Consider the following 17,851-nt stretch of genomic DNA (forward strand, 5'->3'; position numbering starts at 1 on the left):
CGGAGCCCCGGTAGTGCCGGCCGCTGGCCGGCAACCTCATGAACGGTGAAAGCATCGCCTCGATGCCGGCCAGCGGCCGGCACTACCCAGGCCAGTGCGCGTCAGCGCGCCAGCCAGCCGCCATCCACCGGCAGCACGGCACCGTTGATGTAATCGGACGCCGACGACGCCAGGAACACGGCCGCACCGGCCAGATCGTCCGGGTTGCCCCAGCGGCCGGCCGGAATGCGCTCGAGGATGGCCTTGTTGCGGTCCTGGTCGGCACGCAGCTGGGCGGTGTTGTCGGTGGCCATGTAGCCCGGCGCGATGGCGTTGATGTTCACGCCCTTGCCTGCCCATTCGTTGGCCAGCAGGCGGGTGATGCCGGCGATGCCGCTCTTGCTGGCGGTGTACGACGGCACGCGGATGCCGCCCTGGAACGACAGCATCGAGGCGATGTTGATGATCTTGCCGTGGCCCTGTTCGATGAAGTGGCGGCCGGCGGCCTGCGAGATGAAGAACGCAGACTTGATGTTGACGTTCATCACGTCGTCCCAGTCCTGCTCGCTGAAGTCCACCGCATCGGCGCGGCGGATCAGGCCGGCGTTGTTGACCAGGATATCCAGCCCGCCCAGGCCTTCGAGGGTTTCGCGCACCACGCGCGCCACCGGCTCGATGCTGATCAGGTTGGCTTCGATGGCCAGGCAGCGGCGGCCCAGCGCGGTGATCTTTTCGATGGTTTCGGTGGGCGGGGCGATGCCGGCCACGGCGACGTCGGCGCCAGCGGCGGCCAGTGCCACGGCGATGCCCTGGCCCAGGCCGGTATTGCCACCGGTTACCAGAGCGACCTTGCCTTCCAGGCTGAAGGGATTAGCCATTGCGTATGCGTTCCTTGGTAGAGGCGAGCGGGGGGTGCGGCGACGGCCGCCGGCGCGCGGTGCGCGGCGGCCGGGCAGGGCTTACTTGAGCTGGCAGATGTCCAGCACGTGCATGTCGGTGTAATCCAGGTTCTCGCCACCCATCGCCCAGATGAAGGCGTAGTTGCTGGTGCCCGCGCCCATGTGGATCGACCACGGCGGCGACACCACCGCTTCGTTGTTCTGCATGACGATGTGGCGCTGCGCGTCCGGTTCGCCCATGAAGTGGTAGACGCGGTCGTTGTCGCCCAGGTCGAAGTAGAAGTAGACCTCGCTGCGGCGGTCGTGCAGGTGCGGCGGCATGGTGTTCCAGACGCTGCCCGGCTTAAGCACGGTCAGGCCCAGCAGCAGCTGCGAGGACTGGCAGGTGGCCGGCACGATGTACTGGTAGATGGTGCGCTCGTTGCTGGTTTCCAGCGCGCCGCGATCCAGCGCCACTGCATCCTTGATCGACAGCTGCTTGGTTTCGAAGCGCGCATGGGCAGGGGTCGAGGCCAGGTAGAACTGGGCCGGGTTGGCGGCGTCCTGCGAGGCGAACACGACATCCTTGCTGCCCATGGCCACGTACAGGCCGTCCTTCGGCCCCAGCGTGTAGACGGTGCCGTCGACGGTGACGGTACCGGCGCCGCTGCCGACGTTGATCACGCCCAGCTCGCGGCGCTCCAGGAACGGGTGGCCGGCGGCCGAGGCCGGTTCGGTCTGCGCAGGCAGGGCCAGCGGGGCGTCGACCGGGGCGGCGCCGCCGAGCACGAAGCGCTCGTAGTGGGTGTACTTCAGGGTCACCTGGCCGGCATTGAACAGGCCGTCGAGCAGGTACAGCTCGCGCAGCTGGTCGTTGCTGGCGCCCTTGATGGCGTCGGGATGGGTGGCGTAGTGGGTCTTGCAGTACATGGCTTCTCCAGAGCAGGGGGCGGGCCGAAGGGTTCGGCCCCGGCGCGGTTCATGGTCGATTCTAGCGGCGGTTGGTAACCGGTGTCATTTTGCGCCGCACGATAGGGGGGTGGGCTGGAGAGTCACGACCAACGGTCGTGACCCACAAACGGTCGTGACCTACCGGATTGAGGCCTGAAGGTGTCACCACCAACGGTGGTGACCTACAGGACTGATTCCTCCGGAATCAGTCCTCTGGCGGCTGGCAGGAGTCGCGCACGATCAGGTGCGGGCGCACGCTGGCGATCTGCAGCGCGGCCTGGCTGTCGGGCTGGATCAGCATTGCTGCGGCGGTGCGGCCGGTGTCGCGGGTGTGGCGGCGCACCGAGGTCAGCGACGGCCACAGGCGCGAGGCCAGCGGGCTGTCGTCGTAGCCGACGATGGACAGCTGGCGCGGGATGTTGATGCCCGCACGCAGCGCCACCTTGTAGATGCCGGCGGCCATTTCATCGTTGCCGGTGAAGATGGCGGTCGGCCGCCGCTTGCCCAGCAGCAGCTTCTCGGCGGCGGCCACGCCCGATTCGAAGGTGTAGCCGGCCTCGATGATGCGGTCCTTGGGCAGCTCGATGCCGCGCTGGGACAGCGCGTCGATGAAGCCGGCCGTGCGCTCGTGCGCGGAGCGGTAGGCGCTGGGGCCGGTCACCAGGGCGATGTCGCGGTGGCCGAGCGAGAGCAGGTAATCGGCCGCTTCGGCCGCACCGTCGCGATCGTGGGTGACCACCATCTGCGAGCTGTCATCCAGCGGCAGCGCCGCCACGCGGGTGAAGCGGCAGCCGATCTCGTCCAGCATGTCGGCCAGCGCCTGGTCTTCGGAGGCACGCGGCACCAGGATCACCCCATGCAGCTTCTGCTGCTGCACGAAGCGGCGCACGCCGTCGATGTAGCCCGGGCTGCGGCTGTCGCAGGGGTGCACCACCAGTTCAAAGCTGGAGCCGCGCAGCGCGTCCAGCGCGCCGTACTGCATGTCCACGATGTACTGGGCGGTCGGGTTGTCGTAGACCATGCCGATCAGGAAGGAGCGGCGGAAGGCCAGGCCACGCGCCAGCGGATCAGGCGTGTAGCCAACCTCGCGCATCAGCGCCTCGACCTTGTCGCGCGTGTCCTTGCGCACCAGGGGCGAGTTGTTGATGATCCTTGAAACCGTTTTCTTCGATACTCCCGACAGTCGCGCGATGTCGTTGATCGTGGCGGCCTTGCCCTTCGCCAATGCCGGCGTGGCGGCATCGTTCTTGTTGCGCACTGACATGTAGTGAACCCGGTAAGTCTGGGGATTCCAGCGCGCGCTCAGTCCAGCGCGCGATAGCGGAAGCTGCGGAAGGTTACCGCACCATCGCCGGCCGCATACAGGGCCGGTTTCAGTGCCAGGAACTTGCCAGCCACATTGTGATGGTAACCGGACACTTCCATCTGAACCGGGTACTTCTCCCAGCGCTGGCCATCGGTGCTGGAGTGGATCGTCACGATGTGGCGGTTGTTGGTCACCCGCAGCCACAGCTTGCCGCCCTTCGTGCTGGCCGCCAAGCGGGTGGGGCGCTCCTCGCCGTAGCGGTGCATGATGAACTTCTCGCCGTTGCTGCCCACGCCCACGTACAGCCGGTCGCTGTAGAACAGCAGCGCGCCGCCCACCGCGCCCGGGGCGATGTCCATCTCCACCTCGAACTGGTAGGCCTTGTCGCCGGCGATGGCGGTCAGCGGCGAGCTGTCGCGCGGGGTCTGGCCCTTGCCCTGCAGCACCAGGCCCTGGCCGCTGAAGCCCAGCCGCCGGTATTCATCCTGGGCCGGGTTGAAGAACGACCACTGCGGGCCGAGCGCCTTGCCGCGGAAGTCATCGGACAGGGCCATGCCGTGCGCGCCCACCGATTCACCGGAGGGCTTGCGCAGCGGCTGGCCGAGGTCGCCGCCCTTGGCCACGAACCAGCCGTCGGCGGTCCATTCGATCGGCTCCAGCAGGGCCTGCCGGCCAAGGGTCCAGTACCCGTTCTCGTAGCCGTGGTACATCATCCACCAGCGCCCGTCGGTGCCCTCGATCACCGTGGCATGGCCGCGCGACCACCACGGCTCTGCGGCCGACTGCGTGCGCATGATCGGGTTGTTGGGCGCGTTCACCCACGGCCCATGGATCGAGCGCGAGCGCGCGGTGATCACCATGTGCCCGGTCGGCGGGCCGGCGGTGCCGCCCACTGCGGTGGTCATGTAGTACCAGCCATCGCGGAAGTGGATCTTCGGGCCTTCCTGCGCGTAGGCCTCCACGTCCCAGCTCTGCGGGTACTTCCAGCCGTCGTAGACGTGCTTCGGTGTACCGACGACGCTCAGGCCGTCGTCGGCCAGCTGCACATAGTCGCCGCCGCTGAGGAACAGGTAGCGCTTGCCGTCCTCGCCCACGGCATGGCCGGGGTCGATGTAGCCGCCCAGGCCGATGTCGATCGGCTCGCTCCACGGCCCCTTGATGCTGTCGGCCCAGACCACGAAGTTGCTGCGGTGTTCACCGGTGCGCGCCGGGAAGTAGATGTAGTAGCGGCCGTCGTGCTTGACGATGTCCGGCGCCCAGATCGCGCCCACGTTCTTCGTGATCGCATGGCCCAGCGGCTGCCAGTTCACCAGGTCGCGCGAATGCCAGATCGGCAGGCCGGGGTAGGCATCGAACGAGGACAGGGTGAGGTAGTAGTCCTGGCCGTCCTTCAGCACCGACGGATCGGGGCGGTCACCGGCGAACACCGGGTTGAGGAAGGTGCCGTCGCCCAGGTCGGCCTGGCGCTGGTTCTCGATGCCACGCTTCCACGACGTGGCGGGTGCCTGCGCCGTGACCTGGGCAAGGGCGGGTACGGCCAGCAGCAGGGTGGCGGCAAGCAGGGACTTCAGAGCGGTGCGCGACAGCATCGGGATCCTCCGTGGTGCGGGTGCAGTTTCAAAGTCAGGGGGCAGGGCGGCCAATGCGCGCGCGCCAGGCTGGCGCATCGCGATCGAGCAGGGCCTGCGGCCAGGTGCCATACCAGTGGTAGCCGGTGCGGCGCTCGCGGCCGACCTGCTCGTAGGTCTGCAGGCGTTCGCCCTGACGGTTGGCCAGCACGACGCTGTTGTCGGCCAGGTCATGGAAGCGGCCCCACAGCAGCGGCGCGGCCGGGTCGGCCAGCAGGCGGCGATCGACCGTGCTGCGGTGGTGGGCGAACTGTTCGGCGGGTGCGTCGAAGGTCTGCAGCCGCAGGCCATGCAGCGCGTTGGCCTGGAACCACGCCAGCGCGCCTTCGATGGCCTGCACCGTCTGCGGCGAGGGATCGGGAATGGACATCAGGTAACGCACCACGCCCACGCTTTCGTCGGTCACCAGCGCGGCCAGTTCAAACTTCCGCCCGGGTGCCGGCTGCAGCGTGCTGGCATCGTACTGGCCGGCCCAGAGCGTCGGCTGGCCGTGCTGGCGCACCTGCAGGCGCAGCAGGCAGGCATCGCCGCGCTGCACCGCCGTGGCCACCCGCGTGCGGCGCGCGTCGTCGACAAAGGCGAAGCGCGGTGCGTCCTGCACCTGGCGCAGGGTGGTCAGAACGCCACTGGTGACGTCGTCGGCGAAGGTGATGCGGTCGTGGTAGTCGGTGCGTGCCGGCACCGAATGTGGCCAGCCGCCACAGCGCTCGATCTGCTGGTCGAGGATGAAATCCAGCCCGCGCAGCGCAGCATCGCGGTAGCGGGTGTCGCCGCTGCGGGCGAAGGCTTCGGCCAGGTAGTCCACCTGGGTGTAGGTGGTGCGGTTGTCGAAGCTGCCGCCGGGCTCATCCTGCGCTACGAGGGCGGCCGCGCGCGCGGCGGCGTCCAGCACCCGCAGCGGGTCCTGGTTCACCGGCCAGCCGCCGGAGCGGCGCTGCAGCAACAGCAGGTTGTCGGCGATCTGCCGGTACTGCTGCGGCTGCAGCCGCGCGTAGCCATCGGCATGGCCGCTGCGCCAGTGGTTCACGCCGTCGTTGAAGCTGCCCACCGGAATGGCAGGTGCTGCCGCCGGCGGCGCGGCGTGGGCCGCATTGGCGGCCATGCCCACGCCCAGCAGCAGCGGCAGCGCGCGACGCCGCATCATGCGCGCAGCGCGGCCGGCAGCCACAGCGAGAGCTGCGGGAAGAAGGTGACGATCAGCAGCACCGCCAGCGCGGCGAACCAGAACGGCCAGATGGTGCGCATGCTCTGGCCCACGGTGATCTTGCCGATGGAGGTACCGATGAACAGCACCGAGCCCACCGGCGGCGTCACCAGGCCGAGGCCGCCGGTCAGCACCAGCACCAGGCCGAAGTGGATCGGGTCGATGCCGTAGGCCTTGGCCACCGGCAGGAAGATCGGCGTGCAGATCAGGATCATCGGCGCCAGGTCCATGAAGGTGCCCAGCAGCAGCAGCATCACCACGATCATCAGCAGCACCATGAACTGGCTGTGCGCGAACGACTGCAGGAAGTCCACCGCAGCGGTCGGTACCTGCAGGTAGGCCAGCAGCCAGCCGAACACCGCAGCGGTGGCGATGACGAACAGGATGACGCCGGTGCTGCGCGCGGCATGGATGACCGTGTCGAAGAACTCGCGCCAGCGCAGCTGCCGGTACAGCACGGTGGTCACCAGCAGGGCGTAGACCACGGCGATGGCCGCACTCTCGACCGCGGTGAAGATGCCCGCACGGATGCCGACGAAGATCAGCGCGACCAGGCCCAGGCCGGGCAGGGCGGAGACGATGCGCAGCAGCACCGCGCGCCACCCCGGGAACACTTCCACGCCATAGCCGCGGCGGCGTGCCACGGCATAGCCGGTCAGCATCAGGGCGACGGTCATCAGCAGCGCCGGCACGATGCCCGCCGCGAACAGATCGGCGATGGACAGGCCACCGCCCGCGGCGGCAGAGAACAGGATCAGGTTATGCGAGGGCGGCACCAGCAGCGCCACCAGCGCAGCGGTGATGCTGACGTTCACCGCGAAATCGCGGTCATAGCCGCGCTTGACCATCTGCGGGATCATCGTGCCACCGACCGCCGAGACGTCGGCGATGGCCGAGCCGGACACGCCGCCGAAGAACAGCGAGGACAGGATCGAGACCTGGCCCAGGCCGCCGCGCATGCGGCCGACCAGCGAGGACGCCAGTGCGATCAGGCGCTCGGAGATGCCGCCGCGCATCATGATCTCGCCGGCGAAGATGAACAGTGGAATGGCGATCAGCGAGGCCGAGCCGGTGCCGGCCGAGATCTGCTGCACCAGCACGATGCTGGGAATGTCCAGGTAGAGCAGGGTGGCCAGCGCGGCGGCGGCCAGCGCGTAGGCCACCGGCACGCCGAGCAGCAGCAGCACGGCGAATACGGCGAACAGGATGGTGATGCCCATGGGTCAACGATCTCCTTCAGCGTCGTCGCTGCCGGCGTCGCGGGCCTGCAGCGCATTCCACGCACGGTTGAGTGCGAACAGCACCATCAGCGCACCACCCACGGCCAGCGGCAGGTAGTTGATGCTCTGCGGCAGCTGGGCGCCGGCGGTCTTGATGTCCAGCCCGTCCAGCAGCAGATCGGCCGACCAGAAGGCGATGAAGCCCCCCAGCACGGCCACCACCAGCTGGATCAGCACATCGACGGCACGGCGCAGGCCGGCGCCCATGTAGGCGTGCAGCAGGAAGAAGCCGAAATGGCGGTTGGTGTGCACGCCGCAGGCCGCACCCAGGCTCATCGCCGTGGCCAGCAGCAGCAGCGTGACCGGCTCGGTCCAGCTGGGCGAATCGTTGATGACGTAGCGGGCGAACACCTGCCAGCCCTGCACCACCACCAGCCCGAGGAGGGCGGCGACGGCGCAGTAGATGGCGATGTCGGCGATGCGGTCCAGCAGGCGCTGTCCCGGCCCGGCAACGGGCGGCAAGGTCTCGGTCATGGCAGGGTCCTCAGGCAGCGCGGATGCGGTCGACCAGCGCGGCGATGTCCGGCTGTTGCAGGTACTGCTGCAGCAGCGGCTGGGCGGCGGCGCGGAAGGCGGGCATGTCCACTTCGTTGGCTTTCACCCCGAAGTCGAGCACCGCGCGGCGCGCAGCGCTTTCGGAGGCATCCCACTGCTCACGCATCACCCCCACCGAGGCGCGCGCGGTATGCAGCAGCAGCTGGCGGTCGTCGGGGCTGAGGCGCTCGAAGCTGGCGCGCGACATCAGCAGCACGTCCGGTGCGTAGGAGTGATCGCTCTGCGACCAGTAGTGCGCGGCCTCGAAGTGGCGGCTGGAATGGAAGCTGCGCATGTTGTTCTCGGCACCGTCGATCATGTGCGTTTCCATGCCCGAGAACGTATCGCCCAGCGACATCGGCGTCGGGTTGGCACCGAGCAGGCGCATCAGCTGGATGAAGATGTCCGAGGAGGCCACGCGCAGCTTCAGGCCATGCAGGTCCTTCGGCGAAACGATCGGATGCTTGGTGTTGTAGAAGCAGCGCGCGCCGGAATCGTAGATCGCCAGGCCCACCAGGTCGCGGCTCTCGAAGCCGCGCAGCACCGCGTCGGCCACGCCGTCATCCAGTGCGGCGCGCTGGTGCGCGACCGACTTGAACACGTAGGGCAGGCACAGCGCCTGGGTCAGCGGGAAGGCGTTGTTCAGCGCACCGGCGTAGACGCGGGTGATGTCGATGGCACCGAAACGGGCCATGTCGATCGCTTCCGATTCGCGGCCCAGCTGGCCCGAGTGGTACTGCCGCAGGCGCAGCCGGCCCTGGGTTTCGCGTTCCAGCGTTTCGCCGATCCACTTCACCGCAGTGACGGTGGGGTAGTCGGCCACGTGCACATCGGTGGCGGTCAGCAGGGTGCCGCCGTCCACGCTGGCGCCCGGCCCGCGGCCACAGGCTGCGAGCATCGGCGTGGCCAGGGCAGCAGCGCCACCGGCCAGGAAGTTACGTCGTGTGATCATCTGCGCCCTCCCGCGCGTGTTCACCAGGGCAGGCCAGCGGTTATCCCGCTGGCACGGCCCGGCAGGCAATGTCGCCGAAGCCGGCGAAACGCACCAGCGCGGTCTGCCCGGCGGTGATGTCATGGATGCCGGTCGCGTTGCCGGTGGCGATCAGGTCGCCCTTGCGCAGCGGCCGGCCACGCAGGGCCGAACGGGACAGCGCGAAGGCGTACGCAGCACGCAGGCCACCAGGCAGGCGCGTGGCGCCGCCGGTGCCGACCACTTCGCCTTCGATCAGCGTCTCGGCGCGCAGCGAGGTTTCATCACGTGCGGTCCAGTCGGCGATCTCCGGCCCCAGCACCAGGCCGTTGTTGTTGCCGAAGTCGGACACCACCACGCGCGGGCCGAGTTCGTTGATGGTGGCCAGCGGGCTGCTGGCCACTTCCACGCCGATGTACAGGCGTGCGGGCAGGGCTTCGGCCTGTTCCGGCGACCAGTGCAGTTGTCCGGCCGGAGCGTCCTCCAACAGCTCCAGCACGTACTCCGCTTCGACCGCGGCAAAGCCGCCGACGAACACCGGGATGTCCGTTGTTCCACCGGTAGCATTTTTCAGCTGACGGGAAAAAATGGGGCCCAGCAGGCGGTCATCCGCGGACACGTCACGGCGCTCGGCGGCGATGTAACCCACCTTCCAGCCGACCACGCGGTCATCCCAGGCGGCGATGGCCAGGTCCTGCACCTGGTAGGCGCCTACCAGGGTGTCCGGGATGGTGCCCGGGAATGCGGCCAGCGACTGCCCGGCGCGGCGGGCGGCGGTGAAGGCCTGGGCGATCGCGGCCGCATCGTCCGGCGGCGGCGTCTGCCCATGTGTGCCGTGTTCGTTGCTCAAGAACGGTCTCCCTGTGTTTGTTGCACTGCCCATCGACAGCGTCTGCAGGAGGTGTATATGGTAAACCGGTGTCATCGTGCAAGCCGCAGCGCATCACGTGCTGCCACCGGATGCACCAGGCACCCTGTCCCTGTCCTGCCGGAGCCGTTGCCTGCCATGCGTCTGCGTCCTGTCGTGCTGTTGTTCTGCGGGCTGTTGCTGGCCCTGCCGCTGACCACCTCCGCCGCGCCGCCGCGCGACAACGAACGCCCCGGCCAGGAGCTGGCCGGCGAACGGATCGCGCTGTGGCCGGCCGGGCAGGTGCCGGGTGAGCAGGGACCGGTGCGGCCGGCACGGGTGGTCGAGCGCAGCCGTGATCCGGCGGAGCCCGACCGCTATGTCGACCAGATCGATGCGCCCTACCTGCTGGTGCATGCGCCGGCGCGGCCGAACGGGCGCGCACTGCTGGTCATTCCCGGTGGCGGTTACCAGCGCGTGGTGATCGACAAGGAAGACAGCGCCCTGGTGCCGGAGTGGGTGGACCGCGCCGGCTACACCCTGTTCGTGCTGCGCTACCGCCTGCCGCAGGCCGGCCGTGACCGCCAGGCCGCGCTGGCCGATGCACAGCGCGCGCTGCGCGTGGTGCGCGGGCAAGCCGCACAGCGCGGGCTGGATGCCGGCAGCGTGTCGGTGATGGGCTTTTCCGCCGGCGGCCACGTCGCCGCGCGGCTGGCCACCGCCTTCGATGCCCCGGTCTACCCGGCGCGCGATGCGATCGATCGGTTGAGCGCACGGCCGGCGCGGGCGGTGCTGGTCTATCCGGTCATCGACATGGGCGCGCATGCGCACAGTGGCTCGCGCGGGCGCCTGCTGGGCGAACGCCCGGATGCGGCGCTGGCGGCGCAGTACTCGATGCAGCAGCAGGTGCGTGCGGACATGCCGCCGACCCTGCTGGTGCATGCCAACGACGATCGCGTGGTGAGCGTGCGCAACAGCGTGCTGATGGCCGCGGCACTGGCCGACGCCGGCGTTGAACACGAACTGCACCTGTTCGCCCACGGCGGGCATGGATTCGGCATGCGCGTGCCGCCGGGTTCCACCCTTGCGGCGTGGCCGATGCTGGCGGAAGCATGGTTGGCGGCTGCGGGCATGGGGTCGGATGGGGGGTCACAGCCCCTCCCCGGTGGCGAGGGGATCCGGCCCCGGGGTAGCCGATGAACACCGCGCCGAACGATCTGCAGCGCCGCCGCTTCCTGCGCGACAGCGCGCGCTGGGCCTTGGCCACGGCCACCGTGGCATCACTGCCGTCGGCGCTGGCCGCACCCGGCCCGCGCGATGACACCCAGGTGCTGGCGCGGGTGCGCGGCGGGCGGGTACGTGGCCAGCGCGAACAGGGCGTGCTGGTGTTCCGCGGCCTGCGCTACGGCGCGGACACGGCCGCCTACCGCTTCCAGCCGCCGCGCCGCGAGGCCGCCTGGCGCGGCATCGCCGACGCGCTGGACTTCGGCGCTGCGGCACCGCAGGGCGGCAGTGAAGGCCCCGGCAGCGAGGACTGCCTGTTCCTCAACGTGTGGACGCCCGCGCTGGATGCGCGCGCGCGCCGCCCGGTGCTCGTGTACATCCACGGCGGCGGCTTCAACAACGGCTCCGGCAGCGACCCGCTGTACGACGGCAGTGCGCTGTGCCGCCGTGGCGACGTGGTGGTGGTCACCCTCAACCACCGCCTCAATACCTTCGGCTACCTGTACCTGGGCGCGCTGGGCGACCCGCGCTACGCGGCATCCGGCAATGTCGGCCAGCTGGATCTGGTGCAGGCGCTGCAGTGGGTGCGCGAGCACGCTGCGGCGTTCGGTGGCGACCCGGGCAACATCACCGTGTTCGGCCAGTCCGGCGGCGGCGCCAAGATCGCCACGCTGATGGCGATGCCGGCCGCGCGCGGCCTGTTCCAGCGGGCGTGGACGATGAGCGGGCAGCAGGTCACCGCCGCTGGCCCGCGCGCAGCCGCACAGCGTGCAGCAGTGGCGATGGACGCAGTGCGTGCGCCGGACCTGGCCGCGCTGCTGCGCCTGCCTGCGGCCGATCTGCTCGCTGCCACCCGTGCCCGTGATCCCTCGCGGGTGGAGGACAGCGCGCTGTACTTCGGGCCGGTGCTGGATGAGGTGGTGCTGCCGGTGCATCCGTTCTGGCCGCAGGCACCGTCGCAGTCGGCGGCCATCCCGATGGTGATCGGCAACACCCACGATGAAACCCGTGCCTTCCTCGGCAACGACCCGGCCAACTTCGCGCTGGACTGGACCACCCTGCCGGCGCAGCTGGAGAAGCAGCAGTTCGTCGATCTGCTGCCATCGGTGGTGATCGAGCACTACCGCCGCCTGTACCCGCACTACACGCCGTCGGAGGTGTTCTTCGCGGCCACCACCGCCGGGCGCTCCTGGCGTGGCGCAGTGGAGGAACTGGAAGCGCGTGCCCGCCAGCCGGCCACGGCGGCGCCCACCTGGGCCTACCAGCTCGACTGGCCCTCGCCGGTGCAGGAAGGGCGCCTGCGTGCCTTCCACACCCTCGACATTCCGCTGGTGTTCGACAACGCCGGCCTGCCCACGGCGCGCACCGGCGGCGGCGCGGATGCACGCGCGCTGGCCGCGACCATGAGCGATGCACTGGTCGCCTTCGCCCGCCACGGCAATCCCAACCACGCCGGGCTGGCGGACTGGGCGCCGTACACCCTGCCGCAGCGGCGCACGATGCTGTTCAACGTGCGCAGCCGCGGCGCCGATGACCCGCGCGGCGGCGAGCGCGAGCTCTACCAGCGCGTCCCCTTCCTGCAACGAGGAACCGCCTGACATGCGCCTGCTGCCTGTTCTGCTGGCCCTGGCCGTGGCCGGCGCGGCCCACGCCGCCGTCGACCCGTCGATCAGCGACCGTCCCGCGCCCACGCCGATCCGCGCCAGCAAGATCGTGCTGGTGGGCGATTCCACCACCGCGGTGCAGGGCGGCTGGGGCCCGCGCTTCTGCGCCGACCACGTGACCTCGTTCGCCGCCTGCCTGAACCTCGCACGCGGTGGCCGCAGCACGTACAACTACCGCGCCGAGGGTTCGTGGGCCCTGGTCGAGGCGGAGACGCGCACGCCGGGCTACGCCGCCACCTGGGTGCTGATCCAGTTCGGCCATAACGACCAGCCGGGCAAGCCGGGCCGCTCGACCGACCTGCAGCAGGAGTTCCCCGACAACCTGCGCCGCTACGTGCAGCAGGTCCGCGCGGCCGGCGCGACGCCGGTGCTGCTGACCCCGCTCACGCGCCGCCAGTTCGTCGATGGCGTGCTGGTGGACGATCTTGCACCGTGGGCCGACAGCGTGCGTGCGGTGGCGCGCGAACTGCAGGTGCCGCTGGTGGATCTGCATGCGCGCAGCCGCGCCCTGGTGCAGGCACTCGGGCCGGTGCCGGCGATGCGGCTTGCGCAGGCACCGGCGAGCCAGGCGCAGGTGGCCAGCGCCCTGGGCGGCACCACGGTCGGCGCCAGCCCGGGCTTGGCCGGCGCGCCGGCGGCGGTGCAGAACGCGGCACTGGAATCAATGGGCCAGGCCAAGCAGGCCTTCGACTACACCCATCTGGGCGACGAGGGCGCGCAGGTATTCGCCACCCTGGTGGCCACGGAACTGGCTCGCGAGGTGCCGGCGATGCGCGCACTGCTGTTGCCTTGATGCAGCCAACGTCGGGATACGTCGGCCAATTACGTCTAACGCTGTCGTAATTGGCCTTTCGGGCGCTGGCCGCACGGCTGAAAACATTCTGTTAACCCGGCTCGCCTAGACTGGCTGGCATGGGAGCAGCATTCACACCATTGCCGTTCACGGGCCGGGATCGCCTGCTGGCGGCCATCGACGGCGCGGTCTGCCTGGCCGACCCGCCGTTGATCACCCACGCCCTGCAGAGGGTGCTGCGCGAGGCCATCATTGATCCGCTCATCGAACTGCCCGCCTGTGTACGCCGTCCGGTGGACGGCCATTACGCGCGCCGCGAACTGCACCGCAGCCCGACGTTGGGCTACAGCGTCATCGCCATGTGCTGGGGGCCGGGGCAGGGCACGCCGCTGCACGACCACGATGCGATGTGGTGCGTGGAAGGCGTCTGGCAGGGCGAACTGATCGTCACCCCGTATGCGCTGCTGGAACGGCAGGGCGATCGCCACCGCTTCGCCGCGCAGGAGGCGCTGTACGGCTACCGCGGCAGCGCCGGCAGCCTGATTCCGCCGCACGAATACCACACGCTGCGCAACGCCAGCGAGACCGACGTGGCGGTGTCGGTGCATGTGTACCAGGGCGTAATGGAACGCAGCGCGGTGTTCGACCCGCTCGACGATGGCTGGTACCAGCGCCGGGTGAAGATGATGGAGACCGACGCGGCCTGACCGCGTTCCGCGCGAGGTAGCGCCGGGCCATGCCCGGCGGCTCCGACTCCCATCAACGCGGCACGTCGGCCACGTTGTTCAACCGGGTCACTTCCTCGCCACCATCGGCCAACGCCACGCGCACGCGCAGGCCGCTGCGGTCACCGGCGGGCAACGGCAGCGACACCACCACCGTCTTCGGCTGCAGGTCGGCCGGTGCGGCCAGCGCCGGCACCTCGGTGCGCGCGATCTCGCGGCCACGTGCGTCCTCCAGCACCGCCACGCCCACGCCGCTGCCGGCATGGCCCAGGCTGTGCACGGTCACGTGCACCTGGCGCCCGTCCACCCGCACATCGCCACGGCCGATGCCCAGGTCCGCACGCATTTCCACCGGCGTACCGGCGGTGATCCGCTCGAACTCGAACACTTCGGTGCGGCCCGGTCGGAACTGCATCGGCACCGAAGCGCTGGTTTCCAGCTGCACGCTGCGTTCGGTGGCGGTGCCGTCGATGCGCCCGTCGCCATCGGCGTCCACGCCGCTGCGCACGCGCCAGGTGCCGCTGGCCACGTTCCAGCCGGTCATGTCGGCGGCGATGGTGCGCGTGCCCAGGTTGTGGCTGGTCACGGTGAAGCGTTCGCGTGACGGCGCGTGCACCAGCAGGGCCACCTGTTCGGCGGCGCCGTCGCGGTCGAAGCGCCAGCTGACGGTGTGGCCGGGCCAGCTCTGGTTGCGCTTCAGCGCGATGCCACCCAGGCGCGCGCGCTGCAGGAACTCGCTGGGCGCTTCCACGCGGTCGGACCACCAGTGGCCCTCGGTGTTCATGTAGGCGCGCTGCACCTTGGCCTGCAGGCCGTCGGCGTGCAGCGCGTCGATGTACTTCGTATCACCGCTGGCCTGCCACGCCATCAGGCTGGCGAAACCGGTCTTTCCAGCATCGGCGTCGGCGGTCAGCGTCGGGTACCAGTCCTGCTGCCTGCCCAGCACGTCCACGTAGTTCTCGCCCAGGTTGGCCAGCGCGCCCGGCCCGCCACGCGCCACGCGGTAGTCCAGCGCCTGCAGGTACTTCGCATCGCCGGTCCAGCGCCACGCCGCCCAGAAGGTGTGCATCGTGTCGCCGCCGCCGGAGCCGTTGTTCAACTCGCCACCGCGGGTGGCACCGGTGGCCCAGTTGATCTCGTTGGGCAGGGTGAAGCGGCCCTTCCCGTCGGTGCCCGCGTGGGCCAGGTAGCCATCGGCCAGGCCGATCACCAGCTTGCGGCCGGTCGCATCGGCGTTGTACTGGCCCAGCAGGAACGCCGGGTGCAGCACCGGGAACGAATAGGGCTTCTGCCACTGCCAGTTCGGTTCGCGGTAGACCTTGTTGCCCCCAAACCAGTTGCTGGAGAACAGCAGGTTGCCCTGCGGGTTGCGCAGGATGATGCGCTCGTCGAACGCTTTCACCGTTTCCATCAGGCGCTCCAGCGTCAACGGGTCGCCCCAGTTGAGGTAGAGCATGGCGCTGTTGGTGTTGATGCCTTCCTCGTAGGAATGCAGCTCGTCGGTCTCGATCGTGCTCAGGCCGTTGCTGAACATGCCATTGCGGTACACCGCATCGGACAGCGCGGTCAGCGAAGCATTCAGCCGGTCCGGCTGCACGCCCATCAGGGCCAGCCCCGGCCACTGCTGGGTCAGGTCGGAATCATCGGAAATGCCGCCACCGAAATCGCCATAGGCCACCTGGCGCTGGTCGATCCACCAGTCGACGAACTGCCGCACCTGGGCCAGGTCCTGCACCTGGTTGAACGCCCACGCCGGTACGCCCTTGGGCACGGCCGGTGTGGTGTAGGGCGGGCGGCCCTGGCTGTTGTAGCTGATGTAGTTCCAGTACAGGCGGCCGAGTTCGTGGTCCGGGTCCACCCGCAGCAGGTCGCTCAGGTCCGCGTAGACGCGTGCATACAGGCGCTGGCGCTTGGAGGTGGTGTGCTCCTCCACCAGGAAGCCCCAGTTGTCGCGCACCTGGTTGAAGCGGTCGGCGACGTGCTCCTTCAGCGCTTCCGCGCGCGGCTTGAACACCAGGCGGATCTGCGCGCCGTCCAGCGCAGCGGCATCGAAGCCCGGCGCGGCCGAGGCGATGCTCAGCCACAGGCTGTCCGGGGTGAGGATGCGGTCGCGCAGGTCCAGCCACAGCGTGCGTGCCTGCCCCGGCTGCACCGACACCGAGACATCGATCATGTCGCGCGCCGGCCAGATCGGGTCCTTGATGCGGATGTTCAGCGGGATCAGGCCGCCGTGGGTGGCCGGCAGGTCCAGCGCGGGAATATCGATGGCCACGCCATCCAGGCCGTCGTGCATGTTTTCCCAGCTGTAGGCCCAGCTGCGGATCAATGGCTGGTTGGCCGGCGCATCGCCCACGCCGGAGGGAATCAGCACGTGCACGATCGGCCGGGGCTGCGCCGGCAGGGTATCGGGGCTGCGGCGGCGCGAGCCGGCGCCCTTGGGCAGGGCCATCACCGTGCTGCGCTCGGCAGCCGGGTAGCGGCCATCGATGTAGTGCCGCAGCGCATCGAGGTTGGTGTAGTCGGGCAGCGCCTGGCTGTCGATCACGTAGGCCTGCTTCACCGTGCCTTCCGGTTCGGCGCCTTCGCTCACGTTGTAGGCCCAGATTTCCTGGATCGGCGTTTCCTGTTCGACGTTGCTGAAACGCAGCACGCCGCCCTGCTGCGCGGGAATGTCCTGCACGCTGCGCACCACGCCGCGCGGGCGCGTGGCCAGCACCTGCGTGGCATGGGCAGCGTCGGGGCCGTGGGCCAGGGTGCCGAAGGCCGCACCGCGGATCTCCATGCGGTTCACCGTCTCCCCGGCCGGCAGGGTCAGATCCAGGTGCTGGCCGCTTTCCACGTAGGTGTTCCAGTCCGGCAGCTGGAAATAGTCGTTGCGGCCGGGCAGGCGCGAGCGGTTGTACACGCCCGGCCAGGTGGTTTCGGCGATGCCATCGGTGGCCTTCCACATCCATGCCTTCAGGTCACGGGTATCGGCAAACTCGATCTTGCGGATGCGCGTGCCGGCCGATGCCAGTGCCGGCGGTGCCGCACCTTCCCAGCCGAAGCGATGGCGCCAGGCACGCTCGTCGGTGGCCGCTGCCACTGCGCTGGCCGGCGCCTTGCCGCCCGCCAGCGCCTGCACGGCAGGGCCATCGAGCATGCGGTCGTAGACGCGGATGTGCTGGAAATCGCTGCCGCGCAGGAAGTTGTAACGGCTCTGCACCTGGTAGGGCGCCATCACCCGCCCGGCCAGGCCGAGCTGGTCCAGCGCCGCGTCGTAGTCACCGGTGGCCTGTGCACGCGCCACTTCGCGGCCATCGACGAACAGGCGCACGCCCTGGTCCTCGTCCCAGGCAAAGGCCAGGTGCAGCCACTGCTCCGGCCGCGGCGGCGTATCCATGCGGAACGACACGCGGCTGCGCGCGAGGTTGGCATCGGTGACGAACGCATCGAAGCCGTGGCCGTTCCAGTCGATGCGCAGCCATGCCATGTCCCAGCTGCTGTGGTCGGCATAGCCGACGCGGAAGATCACGAACGGTGCTTCGCCCACCGCGTAGCGCGGGCGCCAGTCGAAGGCGAGGGTGCCACGCTGGGCCTGGATGTTGCCGGGCGCATCCCAGGCCAGCACGCCATCGTCTTCCCACTGGATGGCCTTGCCGCGTGCACCGTCATCGACCACCGCCGCCTTGTCGCGGAAGTTCGGCACCGCTTCGCCCTGCGCCGTCACGGCAGTCAGCCCCTGGTTGGCGTCGACGTGGAACAGCAGCGTCGGCGACGGTGCGGCCAGCGCGGGCAGCGCAGTGGCCAGCGACAGCGCGGCCACCAGCAGGCGGCGGCGCGGGCGGATCAGGTCAGGGGCGGTACGGTGCATGGAACCTTCCTTTCA

14 protein-coding genes are annotated in these 17,851 nt (G+C 69.5%); 4 read left to right on the top strand and 10 right to left on the bottom strand.

The window, feature by feature from the left end:
• Nucleotides 1–101: 101 nt before the first annotated feature.
• From kduD to AC3WL7_RS05625, 9 genes are all read right to left on the bottom strand, one after another.
• Nucleotides 102–857 carry a 2-dehydro-3-deoxy-D-gluconate 5-dehydrogenase KduD gene (gene kduD, locus AC3WL7_RS05585; RefSeq protein WP_492749628.1) on the bottom strand — a complete coding sequence of 252 codons (756 nt, stop codon included), beginning with the start codon at nt 855–857 and terminating at the stop codon, nt 102–104.
• A gap of 81 nt (nt 858–938) precedes the next feature.
• Nucleotides 939–1,787, bottom strand: coding sequence for a 5-dehydro-4-deoxy-D-glucuronate isomerase (kduI, locus tag AC3WL7_RS05590; RefSeq protein ID WP_492749629.1), 849 nt, complete (start codon nt 1,785–1,787; stop codon nt 939–941).
• Nucleotides 1,788–2,013: 226 nt separating this feature from the next.
• Nucleotides 2,014–3,072: a LacI family DNA-binding transcriptional regulator gene (locus AC3WL7_RS05595; protein ID WP_079224534.1), complete on the bottom strand. Its 1,059-nt coding sequence runs from the start codon at nt 3,070–3,072 to the stop codon at nt 2,014–2,016.
• A 38-nt stretch (nt 3,073–3,110) separates the two neighbouring features.
• Complete coding sequence (locus tag AC3WL7_RS05600; protein WP_492749630.1) at nt 3,111–4,703, bottom strand: family 43 glycosylhydrolase; 1,593 nt, start codon at nt 4,701–4,703, stop codon at nt 3,111–3,113.
• A 34-nt stretch (nt 4,704–4,737) separates the two neighbouring features.
• Entirely contained in the window at nt 4,738–5,886 is a 1,149-nt protein-coding gene (pelA, locus tag AC3WL7_RS05605) for a pectate lyase (protein WP_492749631.1), read from the bottom strand.
• Nucleotides 5,883–7,166 carry a TRAP transporter large permease gene (locus AC3WL7_RS05610; protein ID WP_079224528.1) on the bottom strand — a complete coding sequence of 428 codons (1,284 nt, stop codon included), beginning with the start codon at nt 7,164–7,166 and terminating at the stop codon, nt 5,883–5,885. The genes pelA and AC3WL7_RS05610 overlap by 4 nt, the downstream gene beginning before the upstream one ends.
• Before the next feature lie 3 nt (nt 7,167–7,169).
• Nucleotides 7,170–7,700 carry a TRAP transporter small permease gene (locus tag AC3WL7_RS05615; protein ID WP_492749632.1) on the bottom strand — a complete coding sequence of 177 codons (531 nt, stop codon included), beginning with the start codon at nt 7,698–7,700 and terminating at the stop codon, nt 7,170–7,172.
• 10 nt (nt 7,701–7,710) lie between these two features.
• Complete coding sequence (locus tag AC3WL7_RS05620; RefSeq protein WP_200733196.1) at nt 7,711–8,712, bottom strand: TRAP transporter substrate-binding protein; 1,002 nt, start codon at nt 8,710–8,712, stop codon at nt 7,711–7,713.
• A gap of 40 nt (nt 8,713–8,752) precedes the next feature.
• A complete protein-coding gene (locus tag AC3WL7_RS05625; RefSeq protein WP_492749633.1) occupies nt 8,753–9,580 on the bottom strand; it encodes a 2-keto-4-pentenoate hydratase in 828 nt (275 codons plus the stop codon).
• Nucleotides 9,581–9,736: 156 nt separating this feature from the next.
• Between AC3WL7_RS05625 and AC3WL7_RS05630 the strand changes: the two genes are divergently transcribed.
• From AC3WL7_RS05630 to AC3WL7_RS05645, 4 genes are all read left to right on the top strand, one after another.
• Nucleotides 9,737–10,777 (top strand): alpha/beta hydrolase, encoded by a 1,041-nt coding sequence (locus AC3WL7_RS05630; RefSeq protein ID WP_492749634.1) that lies wholly within the window; start codon nt 9,737–9,739, stop codon nt 10,775–10,777.
• Complete coding sequence (locus AC3WL7_RS05635) at nt 10,774–12,399, top strand: carboxylesterase/lipase family protein (RefSeq protein ID WP_492749635.1); 1,626 nt, start codon at nt 10,774–10,776, stop codon at nt 12,397–12,399. The genes AC3WL7_RS05630 and AC3WL7_RS05635 overlap by 4 nt, the downstream gene beginning before the upstream one ends.
• A gap of 1 nt (nt 12,400) precedes the next feature.
• Nucleotides 12,401–13,258, top strand: a complete 858-nt coding sequence (locus tag AC3WL7_RS05640) for a rhamnogalacturonan acetylesterase (protein WP_492749636.1) — start codon at nt 12,401–12,403, stop codon at nt 13,256–13,258.
• A gap of 119 nt (nt 13,259–13,377) precedes the next feature.
• Nucleotides 13,378–13,965 (top strand): cysteine dioxygenase family protein, encoded by a 588-nt coding sequence (locus AC3WL7_RS05645; RefSeq protein ID WP_200733192.1) that lies wholly within the window; start codon nt 13,378–13,380, stop codon nt 13,963–13,965.
• A 52-nt stretch (nt 13,966–14,017) separates the two neighbouring features.
• On the opposite strand, the gene AC3WL7_RS05650 is transcribed toward AC3WL7_RS05645, so the two are convergent.
• The gene (locus tag AC3WL7_RS05650; RefSeq protein ID WP_492749637.1) at nt 14,018–17,836 is read right to left on the bottom strand and encodes a LamG-like jellyroll fold domain-containing protein; all 3,819 of its coding nucleotides are present in this window, start codon (nt 17,834–17,836) and stop codon (nt 14,018–14,020) included.
• Nucleotides 17,837–17,851 lie beyond the last annotated feature (15 nt).

Source organism: Stenotrophomonas sp. FW305-3-2-15-E-LB1 (assembly GCF_058787375.1).